Annotated in this window: 12 protein-coding genes and 1 riboswitch; of the genes, 4 read left to right on the top strand and 8 right to left on the bottom strand. The window is 50.0% G+C overall.

Annotated elements, in window-relative coordinates; genetic code table 11:
• Positions 1-257 precede the first annotated feature (257 nt).
• Positions 258-2,042 (bottom strand): B12-binding domain-containing radical SAM protein, encoded by a 1,785-nt coding sequence (locus tag I8U17_RS08560; protein WP_198059279.1) that lies wholly within the window; start codon positions 2,040-2,042, stop codon positions 258-260.
• Between the two features lie 87 nt (positions 2,043-2,129).
• Positions 2,130-2,537 (bottom strand): DUF4395 domain-containing protein, encoded by a 408-nt coding sequence (locus I8U17_RS08555; RefSeq protein ID WP_033099272.1) that lies wholly within the window; start codon positions 2,535-2,537, stop codon positions 2,130-2,132.
• Between the two features lie 307 nt (positions 2,538-2,844).
• Positions 2,845-2,959: riboswitch (SAM riboswitch) on the top strand.
• 69 nt (positions 2,960-3,028) lie between these two features.
• Here I8U17_RS08555 and I8U17_RS08550 point away from each other — a divergent pair.
• Both I8U17_RS08550 and I8U17_RS08545 read left to right on the top strand, forming a co-directional pair.
• The gene (locus tag I8U17_RS08550; RefSeq protein ID WP_198055065.1) at positions 3,029-4,318 is read left to right on the top strand and encodes a homocysteine synthase; all 1,290 of its coding nucleotides are present in this window, start codon (positions 3,029-3,031) and stop codon (positions 4,316-4,318) included.
• 303 nt (positions 4,319-4,621) lie between these two features.
• On the top strand, positions 4,622-5,365 hold the full coding sequence (locus I8U17_RS08545) for a CAP domain-containing protein (RefSeq protein ID WP_370589231.1): 744 nt from the start codon (positions 4,622-4,624) through the stop codon (positions 5,363-5,365).
• A gap of 124 nt (positions 5,366-5,489) precedes the next feature.
• Here the strand turns inward: I8U17_RS08545 and I8U17_RS08540 are convergent, their stop codons facing one another.
• On the bottom strand, positions 5,490-7,223 hold the full coding sequence (locus I8U17_RS08540; protein WP_198059278.1) for an ABC transporter ATP-binding protein: 1,734 nt from the start codon (positions 7,221-7,223) through the stop codon (positions 5,490-5,492).
• 554 nt (positions 7,224-7,777) lie between these two features.
• Between I8U17_RS08540 and I8U17_RS08535 the strand changes: the two genes are divergently transcribed.
• Both I8U17_RS08535 and I8U17_RS08530 read left to right on the top strand, forming a co-directional pair.
• A complete protein-coding gene (locus tag I8U17_RS08535) occupies positions 7,778-8,608 on the top strand; it encodes an aldo/keto reductase (RefSeq protein ID WP_033099275.1) in 831 nt (276 codons plus the stop codon).
• A 252-nt stretch (positions 8,609-8,860) separates the two neighbouring features.
• Entirely contained in the window at positions 8,861-9,043 is a 183-nt protein-coding gene (locus tag I8U17_RS08530; RefSeq protein ID WP_198059277.1) for an H-type small acid-soluble spore protein, read from the top strand.
• A gap of 35 nt (positions 9,044-9,078) precedes the next feature.
• Here the strand turns inward: I8U17_RS08530 and I8U17_RS08525 are convergent, their stop codons facing one another.
• The 5 genes from I8U17_RS08525 to larE all read right to left on the bottom strand — a co-directional run bounded on the left by I8U17_RS08525 (position 9,079) and on the right by larE (position 13,985).
• The gene (locus tag I8U17_RS08525) at positions 9,079-10,005 is read right to left on the bottom strand and encodes a S66 peptidase family protein (protein ID WP_033099375.1); all 927 of its coding nucleotides are present in this window, start codon (positions 10,003-10,005) and stop codon (positions 9,079-9,081) included.
• 89 nt (positions 10,006-10,094) lie between these two features.
• Complete coding sequence (locus I8U17_RS08520; RefSeq protein ID WP_198055066.1) at positions 10,095-11,102, bottom strand: LLM class flavin-dependent oxidoreductase; 1,008 nt, start codon at positions 11,100-11,102, stop codon at positions 10,095-10,097.
• A gap of 173 nt (positions 11,103-11,275) precedes the next feature.
• Positions 11,276-12,481: a nickel pincer cofactor biosynthesis protein LarC gene (gene larC, locus I8U17_RS08515; RefSeq protein WP_198055067.1), complete on the bottom strand. Its 1,206-nt coding sequence runs from the start codon at positions 12,479-12,481 to the stop codon at positions 11,276-11,278.
• Positions 12,478-13,158, bottom strand: a complete 681-nt coding sequence (gene larB, locus I8U17_RS08510; RefSeq protein WP_033099280.1) for a nickel pincer cofactor biosynthesis protein LarB — start codon at positions 13,156-13,158, stop codon at positions 12,478-12,480. The genes larC and larB overlap by 4 nt, the downstream gene beginning before the upstream one ends.
• A 17-nt stretch (positions 13,159-13,175) precedes the next feature.
• On the bottom strand, positions 13,176-13,985 hold the full coding sequence (gene larE, locus I8U17_RS08505) for an ATP-dependent sacrificial sulfur transferase LarE (RefSeq protein ID WP_198059275.1): 810 nt from the start codon (positions 13,983-13,985) through the stop codon (positions 13,176-13,178).
• Between the last annotated feature and the right edge of the window lie 61 nt (positions 13,986-14,046).

The following is a 14,046-nucleotide window of genomic DNA, read 5'->3' as shown; positions in this document are numbered from 1 at the left end:
TCCATATACAAAAATATTCCTATTATCTAATAATTTAATCGTATTGAAAAACACCATTCATTGTCAATGTTTTCCCGCTCCATTCCCCGTTCACTCATTTCGTTGACATGTGTGGCAGAAATGGAAGGGAGGAGGCTCCATGATCCGGAAAACGATCAATATTACGAGAAAACCTCCCCCATCCGGAGGAGGTTTCGTCTTAATGCGAATGTGAAAACAAAGCCTTTCCGCTTTTTCGCTTGCCCCGGAACGAACGTTCAAACGACTTTACGCACATCGGGCGGCGGAACTTGGCGGTCGTTCACCGGCATCGTGTAACATCTGGCCGACATTCCTTGATCAGGCCGGTAAACGGCAAACAGAGCGACGTCCCGCCGAAGAATTTCGCCTGTTCGCAGATAAACGTCCAAATCGAAAGGCAACATATCGACAACCGCATGTTTGAACAGATCGCGCTCGGAAAGCCCAAGGTTTGCGAAATCGCCTGAAAGAAGTTCCGGTTGTTCCGCAGCCTGTCGCAACAGAGCAGCCTGCTCTTCCTTGCTCAAACTCAGCTCCCACCAAACCTTGCGCGGGCGGTGTTTGTGTCCGAGGTAGTAGTCGTATTTCATCAAGCCGAGAATCAGGTCAAGATGCCTGGTAGCCCGTTCCAACAAAAAAGCATGCAAGCGGGTGAACAAATCTTCCAGCTGATGACCGATCTTTTGCCAGCCCTTGCGTTCCCAAAAATCCCCGAAATCCTGGAAGAAATCAAAGGGAGACGGAAACTCCCGCTCCACCAGATAGGAAATGGTATGATCCATGCGATGGGCATTCCAGTACTTTTCCAAAACATCCTCGACGCGCTTGATGCGGACAATGTCGGAAAACGGGAGAATCTCGTTCCCCAGGATTTCATAAGGCGCTTTCTCCATAAATACATAGCCGTACTTCTCCGCTTCCAGCCGCATCCCGGTTCCCCGCAGCATTTTCAGAAAGCCGAGCTGCAACTCTTCCGGCCTCAATGCAAACACATCATTGAATGTTTTCTTGAAAGTGTTGTAATCCTCCAGCGGCAACCCGGCAATCAAGTCGAGATGCTGCGCGATTTTTCCGGACTCCTTGATTTTGGTCACGGTGCGGCTCAGCTTGGCAAAGTTCTGCCGCCGTTTGACCGCTTCGTTTGTCGGGTCGTTGGTCGATTGCACGCCGATCTCAAAGCGGAAAATGCCGGGCGGGGCCTTTTCCGCCAGAAAATCCAGCACTTCCGGGCGCATAATATCCGCAGTAATCTCGAACTGAAATGTACAGCCCCCATGGTGATCAATCAAAAACTGAAAAATCTCCAGTGCATAATCCCGCTTAATGTTGAAAGTGCGATCGACAAATTTGATCAGCTTTGCACCGTTGCGGATGAGGTAGAGCAAATCCTGCTTCGTCCGCTCGATGTCAAAATAACGGACCCCCACTTCGATGCTGGATAAACAAAACTGGCAGCTGAACGGGCAGCCGCGGCTGGTCTCAAAGTAAACAACGCGATTGGGCAGATGGGGAAGGTCTTCCTCAAACCGGTGCGGTGAGGGAATTTTGTTCAGATCCAATTTGGGGCGCGGCGGATTGATGATGATTTCATCACCTTTGCGCCAAGCAAGTCCAAACACAAAATGGAACTTTTGTTCACCGCTCAACTCGGTCAGCAAGTGATGAAATGTCTCTTCCCCTTCACCCATCACAATAAAATCGACTTGGGGCAACCGCTCCATCCATTCTTTTGTGTCATAGGACACCTCCGGCCCTCCCAGGACGATTTTCACATCCGGTTTTACTTTCTTCAGCATGTCAATCACGGTGATCGTCTCTTCGATATTCCAGATATAACAAGAGAAACCGACCACGTCGGGAGCGCGGTTAAACAGGTCGGAAACGATGTTCATCTCCGGATCCTTAATGGTGTACTCCGCGATTTCCACAGCAAATTCACGCTCACAAAATGCTTTCAAATAGCGCAAAGCAAGCGAGGTGTGAATATATTTGGCGTTTAACGTCGATAGTACGATTTTCATATAAACCTACCTCATTTAACGTTCTTGCAAAACCTCCCCTTATTCTACACCGAATGAACCGCAAAAAAAACCCGCAACGAGGCGGGTTCAAGCTTTCCGCTGCTTGTAGCGGAGATATTGGTAACGGATAAAGCATCCGATGCAAAAACCGAGAATGGCCACAAAGGCCGCGATTCCCAACAGAATGGCAAATACATACCCAACCGCCGGCACTCCGGCATAAAATCCGATCAGGCTGAGTACCAGGCAGACAGCTGCGATCATCTGGTTAAATCTCTGCTGGTCAGGATCTTCCATCGCATAGTGCGAATGCGGTTTTCTTAAAAACGGACGAACAACCCAAAATACCGGATTTTGGCCCACGATCAGACTGTACAGCCCGGTGAGCAACGGGAGCAGCAAAATCCAGTATTGACCTGTGATCAGGGCAAAAACAACCGACAGTACCTGAAACCATTGGTTGGCACGTACCAGCGGGCGCGGGATTCCGTTCATCGGCGTCCACCTCAATGCTTATATTCCACTTCTCCTGCTTATTATACCAATTTTAAAAAAACAGACAATATTTATTCACCTGTCTCTCTGTTTGTTTTTTATTTTAAAATAAATTTTCCCAAGGCTCACCATCGCTGCGGGACCCTTCGGAAAAGATCATGACTTTTCACCAGAGTCCGGAACGCAAAAATCTCCTTCATCGTTTTTGGATCCCAAACAAATTCCCTTGCAAAATACATTGCAAAAAAATCACAATTTATTATAATGTAGTAAATCGATAAAAAAACATATATTTTCACGTTTTATACTCTTATCCAGAGCGGCGGAGGGACTGGCCCGATGAAGCCCGGCAACCCCGGTGAGACGAACCGGAAGGTGCCAATTCCTGTAGAGACTGAGCATCAGTTTCTAAGAGATAGGAGAGGAAAATGGATCACAAAGCCTCTTCTCTGGATCAGGGAAGAGGCTTTTTACTGAGAAGGAGGAAAAACATGAGCGAACAAAAAAAGCACCAGCTTGAAACGATTGCCGTCCACGGCGGACAGGTACCTGATCCGACAACCAATGCCCGGGCCGTACCGATTTACCAAACGACTTCCTATGTGTTCAATGATCCCCAGCATGCGGCGGATTTGTTTGCGTTAAAGGAATTCGGCAATATCTATACCCGCATTATGAACCCGACCCAGGACGTATTTGAAAAAAGGGTGGCCGAACTGGAAGGAGGCGTCGGGGCGCTGGCGACCAGTTCCGGACAGGCAGCGATCACTTATTCCATTCTTAATATCGCCAATTCCGGAGATGAAATTGTCGCTTCAAGCCATCTTTACGGCGGCACGTTCAACCTCTTCAGGCATACACTGGCCAAACTGGGGATCACAGTGATTTTCGTCGATCAGTCCGATCCGGAAAATTTCCGCAAAGCCTTCACTGATAAAACCAAAGCAGTCTTCGCCGAAACCATCGGCAATCCGCAAACCGATATCCTGGACATCGAGGCAGTCGCGAACGTTGCCCATGATCACGGTGTTCCTCTCATCGTCGACAATACGTTTGCCACGCCATATTTATGCCGTCCCTTTGAATTCGGGGCTGATATCGTCGTCCACTCCGCAACGAAATTTATCGGCGGTCATGGCAACAGCATTGGCGGGGTAATCGTCGACTCCGGCCGTTTTGACTGGACGAACGGGAAATTCCCGGATCTTACCGAGCCTGATCCCAGCTACCATGGCGTCCGATATACCGAAGCGGTCGGCCCATTGGCCTACATAATCAAAGCCCGCGTTCAACTGCTGCGCGACACCGGCGCCGCCATTTCTCCCTTTAATGCTTTCCTTCTCTTGCAGGGACTGGAAACCTTGCATCTGAGAATGGAACGGCACAGTGAAAATGCCCTGAAAACAGCGAAATATCTGGCAGAGCATGAAGCAGTGGAATGGGTAAACCATCCCGGCTTGCCAACCCACCGCACCTATGAGCTGGCGCAAAAATACCTCCCCAAAGGCCAGGGAGCCGTTTTCACCTTCGGCATTAAGGGAGGTTTGGAAGCCGGCAAGAAATTTATCCAAAATGTGAAGCTCTTTTCTCATCTCGCCAATGTCGGTGATGCCAAATCATTGGTCATCCATCCGGCGAGCACGACCCACCAGCAACTGTCGGAAGCGGAACAGCGCAGTGCCGGTGTAACGCCTGAACTCGTCCGCCTGTCCGTAGGCATTGAATCGATCGACGATATTCTTGAAGATCTCGATCAGGCTTTGCAGAAAAGCCAACAGTAAATACACAAGCAAGTTCACTCAATTGAAGGCAAAACACCTTTCTCCGGCAATAGCCATGGGGGGAAGGTGTTTTTCTGTGAAAGTTCGTTGCCGGCTAATGCCACGGTGTCCCCCCTCACCTGCTGGCTAACATCCGGTCAGCGGATGCCTTTTCTCTCCATTTGCTTTAACCCCCACCTTTGAAAGGAAACCAATCCCACTTCCAACTATTTCTACTAAATATCGTCAAAACCTATGTTATCCTCTAATAGAGAAACGCTCAGCTTCACTGTTGAGCCAGGAAATGAACAGGAGGGTTATTCTGTGAAAAATCGTCGTATTTTGACTTCATTGGCAATTGCAGGAGCATTGGCTGTCACCAGCCCGCTTACAACTTTTGCTGCCGGCAAACAAGATCCCGGTACAGAAGCTGATTCCGCCAATTCCTCTTATTGTCACTATATTCAAGAAACCTTGAAAGAGTTGCATCTCGACCAGCTTCTCAAACAATACGGCATCAAAGTGGACTCGCTGGAAATCATCCAAAACCGGCCGCAATCCGTTCCGGTACAGCCCAAGCAGATCCAACAGCAACCGGCTCCGGTCAAAAAGCAACCTGCAACCAACCAGACGACAAAACCGGCATCGACCCCACCGTCTTCTTCCGGACAACAACAAACCGGCTATACGCTGAGCGAATACGAGAAACAAGTGGTTGACCTTGTCAATCAGGAACGGGCCAAATACGGGTTGCCTGCCCTGAAAATCGATTCGAAATTGAGCCGGATGGCACGGGACAAAGCACAAGACATGCATGACAAACACTATTTTGACCACAACAGCCCGACTTACGGCTCTCCATTTGACATGATGAATAAGTATGGCATCCAATACAACAGCGCCGGAGAAAATATTGCCATGGGGCAACCCACTCCGCAAGAGGTTGTGATAGACTGGATGAACAGCAAAGGACACCGTGAAAATATCTTGAATAAAGATTTCAATTACATCGGTGTCGGTTATGTAAAAGACGGAAATTACTGGGTACAAGAATTCATCGGAAAATAAACGGTTATTTGAAAACATGCAGCTCACGGCGGGCTGCATGTTTTTTGTCTCGCGCTTTGGCTGATGCATGACAGAAAGGGCGAATAAAGAGCGCGGGGTCCCTTTTCTGAAGCGGTTTCCAACTCTAATCAAACTGCTTGGAATACAGGTGTGCATATACCCCATCTCGTGCAAGTAACTCATCGTGCGTACCTTGTTCCACAATACCACCCTCCGTCAGTACAATAATTCGTCGGGCATTGCGGATTGTGGAAAGGCGATGGGCAATCACGAGGGTTGTACGTCCTTTGGCCAATGATTCCAGTGATTCCTTGACAATGCTTTCACTCTCGTTATCCAGCGCGCTCGTTGCCTCATCCAAAATCAGAACGGGTGGATTTTTCAAGAATACGCGGGCAATACTCAGCCGCTGCTTTTGCCCACCAGACAATTTGACACCTCTTTGTCCGATCTTGGAGTGATAGCCGTTTGGCAAGCTCATAATAAAGTCATGTGCATTGGCATGCTTGGCTGCCCTGATAATTTCTGCATCGCTCGCCGCTGGATTTCCGTAGCGAATATTTTCCAACACTGTTCCCACAAAAAGGTAAACATCTTGCTGTACAATACCGATGTTATTTCTTAATGATCGCAGGTCAAGATCGCGGACGTTGATTCCGTCCAGCAACACCTCCCCCTCTGTCACGTCATAAAAACGGGGGATGAGCGAGCATAATGTAGTTTTTCCCGCACCGGACGGACCAACCAACGCAACGTACTCCCCGGGTTGTATACGAAGCGACAGATTTACCAATACATTGTCCAAATGGTCTTCGTAACGGAAGGAAACCTTCTTGAACTCAATCTCTCCATGTACCTGTGGCAAGGTTATGGCATTCGGTTTGTTTTCGATTGCCGGCTTCAGATTCATGATTTCCATAAAGCGCTGGAAGCCCGTGATCCCTTCTTGAAACTGCGTGCTCATATGAGTCAACTGTTGAATGGGTTCAATCATAAAGCCGATATACAGTAGGAAAGTAATTAAATCAGCTAACTCTAAAGTATTATTCACAATACTGACACTGCCAAAGATAATCACCGTGATCATAATCAGTTGGATAAACGCTTCAACACCATTGAAAAAATACGCTTCCGCCTTGTAAGTTTTTTTCCGGCTATCGAGGAAACAATTATTTTCCCGGTTAAACTTCTCAATCTCCACGTGCTCGTTGGCAAACGATTTTACCACGCGGATTCCCGACAGACTGTCCTCCACCTGTGCGTTTACGTCCCCGATTCGCTCTTTGTTTCTTCTTAAAGCCTTGTTCAACTTCTTATTAAAATACAATGTGAAGACACCCAAGAATGGCAAAAAGCAGAACACAGCGATTGTTAAAGGGGCGTTAATGAAGAACAAAATGACAAATGCTCCAATAAAACGGGCGAGATATTTGGCGTAGTCTTCCGGGCCGTGATGGCAGAGCTCGGAAAGCAGTAGCAGGTCGTTCGTTATCCGAGACATGAGCTGACCTGTCTTTTCCTTGTCGTAAAAGCTTAAGGAAAGCTTCTGCATATGCGCGAACAACTCACCGCGCATATCCCTTTCCATACGGGCACCAATCTCATGACCTTTGTAGTCTACAAAATAGTTTCCGACATTCTGGATCACGACCAAAACAAGCATCAGCCCGCCGATCTGGTACACTTCATCTAACGCAGTGGATAAGTCTCCTTCCAGAACATCTTTCGTTATATACCGAACGAGCAATGGAAACACCAAACTCACAGCAGAAACGATCAAGTCGCATGCCAATACCGAAAGAAACGGCATTAAATACGGTTTGTAATATGAGAAAAATTTTTTTACCGGAAAACGCATGATTTACCCCTTTTTGTGTTATTTAAATAAACACATATAAGGGGTACATCATTTACAGATAAGAGGATGTCACACCCTTATATGTTTGTACGGTTTGATTTGTCATGTTTTTCATGTGAACGGCCTCCTTGTTCGTTAATAATTTCATTTTAAATGAGTTTATGCAGAAGTATACACTATATTTATCGAATTTATAATATATCAAATAATCATAAACGTGTATCTCTTTGCACGGAGTGACAGGTGACAGTTCGAAAAAAATCATATACGTCAACCGAGTTGTTCTCCCTGCCAACAGAGCATGCGAGCCTCGGTTTCGGCTTTGCCGGGAGATGGCGGTCAACGTTGGCTCTGCCTTGAAGCCGCCCCGGTTACGTACTACTATGAAAAGGAGAACGTTATCCAACAAAAACAACTTTTCTTTTACCCCGGGAAACAAACCGGGGAGGGAAGTGGCTCTCCCCTGAACGGCCATCGGGAAATTCAGGGACACCACTGCCCGACGGCAACATGTCTTGCCCAGAAACATATTTTCACAAAAAGGGAGCGATCACATGGCTCTGGATCTTACCAGCACGACCACGTTACATAATGGTGTGAAGATGCCTTGGCTCGGTCTCGGCGTTTACAAAGCCCGGGAGGGAACTGAAGTCATCAACGCAGTCAAGGCGGCGCTGAACACGGGATATCGAAGCATCGATACCGCCGCGCTCTATGAAAATGAAGAAGGTGTCGGCCGGGCAATCAAAGAATCCGGGATTCCCCGGGAAGAGATCTTCCTGACCACCAAAGTATGGAATACCGATCAAGGTTATGACACCACCCTGAAGGCATTTAACGAGAGCCGCCGAAAATTGGGGGTGGATTATATTGACCTCTATCTTATCCATTGGCCGGTAAAAGAGAAATTTATCGACACATGGAAAGCACTCGAAACATTATACCGGGAAGGACAGGTTCGGGCGATCGGTGTCAGCAACTTTCAAATCCATCATATCGAGGAATTGAAAAAACACAGTGATCTGCTGCCGATGGTAAATCAAGTGGAATACCATCCCCTGCTGACGCAAAAGGAACTGCTTCAATACTGCAAACAGGAAGGGATCCAGCTGGAAGCCTGGAGTCCGCTTATGAGAGGAAATAACCTCGATCACCCGACACTGACAGCCCTTGCCGAAAAACACGGCAAGACTCCGGCTCAAATCATTTTGCGCTGGGACTTGCAGCACGGAGTCGTCACGATTCCCAAATCCGTGCGCGAACACCGCATCAAGGAAAATGCAGATATCTTTGATTTTGAACTCTCCCCCGCAGAGATGGACCAGATCGATGCAATGAACCAGAACCACCGTTTCGGCCAGCATCCCGATCATTTCAAATTTTGATGAAAAAGCGGATAGGACGGGAATGGCCCCGGGTTTTCCGCTTACGGCAAACTCCCGAAACGGAAATGTCCGTCGGACCGGGTGCTTTTTTGCTTCAGTTCCTTCGCCGTCCCTCTCGTTGAATTTTGCCAACAGCCCCAATCAGGGAAAGGGCCCGGATTTCTTCGGAAAAAACGGGTTCGGTGCGCTGCGTACAACGTATAACTCCGGCCACAATACGTAACCCTATGGATAGATGAGGAGGGATTGCGCATGGATCTGGAACGTGCAAAAGAGATTTTAAAGTTTCCGGAACACATCGAAGTCACCTACCGGGGACGCCCGGTCTGGATTGAAATGGTCGATGAACACGCTGAAAAAGCTCAGGTGCATGAAGAAGTCAACAAGGATAATGTCATGATCGTGCCTGTTTGGGATCTGGAAGATAAAGGTTAGAGCAAACTGCCTCAGGGAACTGGGGCAGTTTTTTTTCAGCAGGTTACGCCGGCTTCCTGAAATTGCAGCCATCGCCCGCCTGCATCCATTTTTGCCCGGACCCCGACCGGCAGTGTCAAGTTGACATTGGTATGTCCCGCTTTCAATCCATAAAAAGCGGGGATGCCAAGGGGCTTCAAAATATCTTCCAAAACCTGTCTCACGGTTAAACTCTTCGCATCATCCGCTGCTTCACAGTCGGTACATTCCGTTATAACAATCCCGCTTGCCTGCTGCAACTTTCCGGCCAGTCTCAGCTGGGTGAGCATGCGGTCAATCCGGTATGGCTCTTCCTCAATCTCTTCGATGAAGAGAATGTGTCCCCTGGTATCCACTTCATACGGCGTACCGAGCAAAGCCGCCAGGAGGGACAAATTTCCGCCGACCAACTTCCCTTCCGCTTCACCTTGGACAATGGTGAACGGACAGCTTTCCGCTGAGGAGAGGTATCCGCCAACTGGACAAGGCCGGGACAGGTGCGTAAAAAGCGTATGCCAGGAAAGGGCATCGAAGCGCTTTGCCAGTTCAAACACCATCGGGCCGTGAAAGGTAACCAATCCCGTCCGCTGATAAATCGCCACATGCAATGCGGTAATATCGCTATAGCCGGCAAAAATTTTCGGATTGGCCCGGATGATTTCATAATCGATCAGATCCAGCAGACGAGGGGTTCCGTACCCTCCTCTCAGACAAAAAACAGCATCCACTTCGGGATCGGCAAACATCCGGTTGATATCCTCCGCCCGAATCTCATCCCTTCCAGCCAGATAACCGTAGCGCTCTCCCAGCGAACGACCGGGCTTCACCCGATAACCAAAGCCCGCCAAAATTTCAAGTGACATTTCCAGTTCCACCGGATCAGTCGGGCTCGCCGGGGCGATAATGCCAATCGTGTCGCCCGGTTGTAAACATTTTGCTTTCATTTCTTTCCCCCCTTTCAGCATTCGGACAAAAAATTCGATCTGTTCGGAATTCAGGGATGACGGGATGGAAACTGCCGACCATGCGTTGGTCAGCAGTCTTTTTTCAAAGCAAACGCCTCCGCCAACAGGCGGTATGATTTCAGTTTGGAGGCAAAGTCATGCATCAGGGTTACTATCATAAATTCTTCTGTACCATATTCTTCGCCGAGTTGAAGAATTCGCTCTTTCACCCGTTCTTTTGACCCGACGATCATCCGTTTGCGGTTCTCTTTTATGCGATAGCGGTCATAGGCAGAATAAGGATAACGGAGCGCCGTTTCAACGGAAGGAATCCCGTTGGCTGCACCCCCCTTTTCAATCAAGAGCAGGGATAAATCCAGGCTCGCGGCCAAATGCTCCGCCTCATCATCCGTTTCCGCGCAGACGACGAAAATGGCGAGAATGGTTTGCGGCTGCTGATTCAATTGCGACGGGCGAAAATGTTCCCGATAAAACCGAACCACATCGGCTCCGCCTTCTCCGTTGATAAATTGCGCAAATGCATACCCCGCTCCCTGTTGGGCAGCGAGCAAGGCACTGCCGCCGCTGGAACCGAGCAACCAGATCTCCGGTGCAGTTCCGATCAGCGGAGTCGCACGCAATCCCGGGTACTCAGGGTGCTCATGATCATGGAGAAAGGAAATCAGATCCGCTATTTGCTGCGGATAATGGTCTGCATAAGAGATTTTTCCTTCTTGGAGCGCTTTGGTCGCCAGCGGCATTCCTCCCGGTGCCCTTCCCAGGCCCAGGTCGATCCGGTTCGGGTACAATGCTTCCAGCACCTTAAAGTTTTCAGCCACTTTATAAGCGCTGTAGTGGGGGAGCATCACACCGCCGGAGCCGATCCTCATTTTCTCCGTTTTGGCCGCAAGATGGCTGATGAGCACTTCCGGACTGGAACCTGCCAGGCTGCGGGTGAAATGATGCTCGGATACCCAAAAACGGTGAAATCCCAGCTTTTCTGTTTCCTGCGCCAAACGGGCCGTGTCCGCCAAGGCCTCTTCTGCCGTTTTTCCTTCCGGAATCGGGGATTGGTCCAACACGCTCAGTTTAATCAACGAAGTTCACCTCTAATCATCCGTCATCCCTGAAGATGGCGGTGGACATACTAATTTTTTTATAGTTACCTTAAATTATACACTTTAATGTCAAGCTTCATGTAAAGAGCCACAGGTTTCCTCCGATCATTGAAATCCTGCGGCTCTTGCAAAGCTCTCCCGTTTATATTCCGCTATGCCCGCTCCTTATCGTGCACGCAGCGGATCACCGTTTCGTACACCTCCTGGAACGGAACCCCTTTTTCCCGCGCGATTCGGGCCACCTCTTCGTATTCCGGCATCTGCCGAATGGCCGTTCCATCCCGGTATGCCCGCTTGACGGCAATCGTTCCATAGGGGGTCTCCACCCTGTCGGTCTCCCGCCTGAGAATCGATCTCGTCCACCTCGTTCGCCGCACGCCGAGAGTTGTCGTTTCCCTGAGCAGGACGTCTTCACAACGTTCGGCCAAATGCTCCGGCGCCAAAACAGTAATCAACGTTCCTGGACGATTTTTTTTCATATAAACCGGCGTATAAAACACATCGAGCGCCCCGGCGCGAAACAGTTGGTCCATCGCATAACCAAGGGCTTCACCGCTCATGTCATCCACTTGGGTTTCCAGAACGGCGATCGTTTCCCTTTGCCTGTCATACTCCTTTTTTTCTTCACCATCTTTTATGAGAAGCGCCCGTAACACATTCGGATGATCGAAATCCTTCTCCCCTGCACCGTACCCGATCTTCTCTATGGTAAAGCCTCCAATCGGCCTGAACTCGCTGACGAGCGCTTTCAAAATCCCGGCGCCCGTCGGGGTCGTCAATTCTCCATTCACATGGAGAGAAGCCAGCGGGATCCCTGTCAAAAGCTCCGCTGTGGCCGGTGCCGGAATCGGATACAAACCATGGGCCATCTGCACTTTTCCGCTTCCGACCGGCACTTCAGAGGCGAAAATTTGTTCAATCCCCAGGTTTTCCAAAGCTAAACAAGTTCCGATGATATCGATGATCGAATCCATCGCCCCTACTTCGTGAAAATGCACTTTCTCCGGCGAAATCCCGTGAATTTTCCCTTCGGCTTCAGCGATCAGCGAAAAAATCGAGCGGCTCCTTTCTTTAACGCGGGACGGCAGCTCACTTTGCTCGATCATCGCCAGAATATCGGCAGCATGGCGATGGGCGTGATGACGGGAATGATGAGGTTGCGGTTCAACGTGGAGGCAGAGTTGTTTGGCTGAAATGCCCCGTTTTACCACCTGTTTGATCTGCATGAAAAAAGGATCGAGCGGAAGTTTTTTCAAATGTTTTTCGATATAACCGGGGTCGGCCCCCAAATCGATCAGGGCGGCCAATGTCATATCACCCGCAATGCCGGATATACAATCGAGATATAATGTGCTCATTTGCCGACAGCCTCCTGCACCAATTGTTGAATCATCACCGCGGCATAACCCGCACCGAATCCATTATCGATATTCACCACTGTTACTCCGGCGGTGCAAGAAGTCAGCATGGAGAACAGCGGGGTCAACCCGGAAAAATGCGCCCCGTAGCCTACCGAGGTGGGAACGGCAATGACCGGGCGTCTGGTCAGCCCGCCGACGACGCTTGCCAGTGCCCCTTCCATTCCGGCGACCACAATAACGACCCGGGCCTCTCTCAGTTGTTCCCTGAAGGCGAGCAAACGGTCGATGCCGGCTACTCCCACATCATAGATCCGCTCCACTTCGCACCCCATCCATTGTGCTGTTCCCGCCGCTTCTTCCGCGACCGGCAAATCCGACGTCCCCGCGCAGACTACGGCCACCGTGCCTGCATAACGCCGAGGCGACTCCCCGCATGTCAGCAGGCGTGAAACAGGATCATACACCGCCTCGGGAAACTGATCTTTGACAAGCGCTGCCATCGCTTTCGTCGCCCGTGTGGCCATCGCCCGGTTGTGTGCCTTCATCAACTCGGCAAAGATCGCGGCAACCTGCTTCTCCGTTTTTCCTTGCCCGAAGATCACTTCCGGATAACCCGTTCTCTTTTCACGGTCAATATCGAGCTTGCAAAAACCGATATCCTTAAAAGTGTCCATGACCTGTCCCCCAAGGATCATTTTGCCGTTTTCAGGGTTTCATTCATTGAGCCGGAGCGGTATCCTTGCAAATCCAGGGTTACGTAAGTGAACCCCTCCGCTTTCAAAACCGCGGTAATCCGCTCGGAAAGGGCCAGAACTTTGGCGAATTCCCCGGGCGGAACCTCGATCCGGGCGATCGTATCATGATGGCGAATCCGCAAGGTGCGAAAACCCATCTCGCGCAGGGCTTGTTCCCCCCGGTCCAGCTGCCGCACCTTTTCCAGCGTAATCGGATCACCGTAGGGAATGCGGGAGGACAGACAGGCAAAAGATGGTTTGTCCCAGTTTGGCAAGCCCATTTCCCGCGCCAGTTCGCGCAGCTCTTTTTTATAGATTTCCGCTTCTTGCAGCACACTGCGCACTTCATATTCTTTCGCCGCTTTTCTTCCCGGCCGGTAATCCCCCAGATCATCCATATTGGCCCCGTCGAGTATCCAGGGAATATTGCGCTCTTTGGCCAGACGGGTCAAACTCCCGTACAACCCCGCCTTGCAATGGTAGCAGCGATCGGGATTGTTGGCGACAAAGTGAGGGTTTTCCATTTCGGCGATCTGAATGATTTCATGTTTTACGCCGAGCAGTTTCGCCAGGGCAACCGCTTCCTGCATTTCCCTCTCCGGAAACGTTTCCGAAGCGGCGGTGACTGCCAGCACCCGCTCCCCCAGTTCCTCGACCGCCCTTGCCAGGACAAAGGTGGAATCGATGCCCGCCGAAAAAGCGACGATCACCTGATCCATCCCTCGCAAGATCTCTCCCAACTTTTGATTTTTTTCCCGAATGTTCATCCCTCTCCCCCGCTCACGAGGCAAAGACGGAACGTGAGGGTCATACTCACGCTGTGTCTGC

The sequence above is a fragment of the Thermoactinomyces sp. CICC 10521 genome (assembly GCF_016055135.1).
In the GTDB taxonomy this organism is placed as follows: Bacteria; Bacillota; Bacilli; order Thermoactinomycetales; family Thermoactinomycetaceae; genus Thermoactinomyces_A; species Thermoactinomyces_A daqus.
Note: the sequence above shows the minus strand (reverse complement) of the source record. Positions and strands in the feature narration are given on the sequence as shown.

Excerpts from the sequence above, each read along its gene's own strand:
- I8U17_RS08560 (WP_198059279.1), bottom strand. The coding sequence starts at position 2,042 with ATGAAAATCGTACTATCGACGTTAAACGCCAAATATATTCACACCTCG.
- I8U17_RS08555 (WP_033099272.1), bottom strand. The coding sequence starts at position 2,537 with ATGAACGGAATCCCGCGCCCGCTGGTACGTGCCAACCAATGGTTTCAG.
- I8U17_RS08550 (WP_198055065.1), top strand. The coding sequence starts at position 3,029 with ATGAGCGAACAAAAAAAGCACCAGCTTGAAACGATTGCCGTCCACGGC.
- I8U17_RS08540 (WP_198059278.1), bottom strand. The coding sequence starts at position 7,223 with ATGCGTTTTCCGGTAAAAAAATTTTTCTCATATTACAAACCGTATTTA.
- I8U17_RS08535 (WP_033099275.1), top strand. The coding sequence starts at position 7,778 with ATGGCTCTGGATCTTACCAGCACGACCACGTTACATAATGGTGTGAAG.
- I8U17_RS08530 (WP_198059277.1), top strand. The coding sequence starts at position 8,861 with ATGGATCTGGAACGTGCAAAAGAGATTTTAAAGTTTCCGGAACACATC.
- I8U17_RS08525 (WP_033099375.1), bottom strand. The coding sequence starts at position 10,005 with ATGAAAGCAAAATGTTTACAACCGGGCGACACGATTGGCATTATCGCC.
- larC (WP_198055067.1), bottom strand. The coding sequence starts at position 12,481 with ATGAGCACATTATATCTCGATTGTATATCCGGCATTGCGGGTGATATG.
- larB (WP_033099280.1), bottom strand. The coding sequence starts at position 13,158 with ATGGACACTTTTAAGGATATCGGTTTTTGCAAGCTCGATATTGACCGT.
- larE (WP_198059275.1), bottom strand. The coding sequence starts at position 13,985 with ATGAACATTCGGGAAAAAAATCAAAAGTTGGGAGAGATCTTGCGAGGG.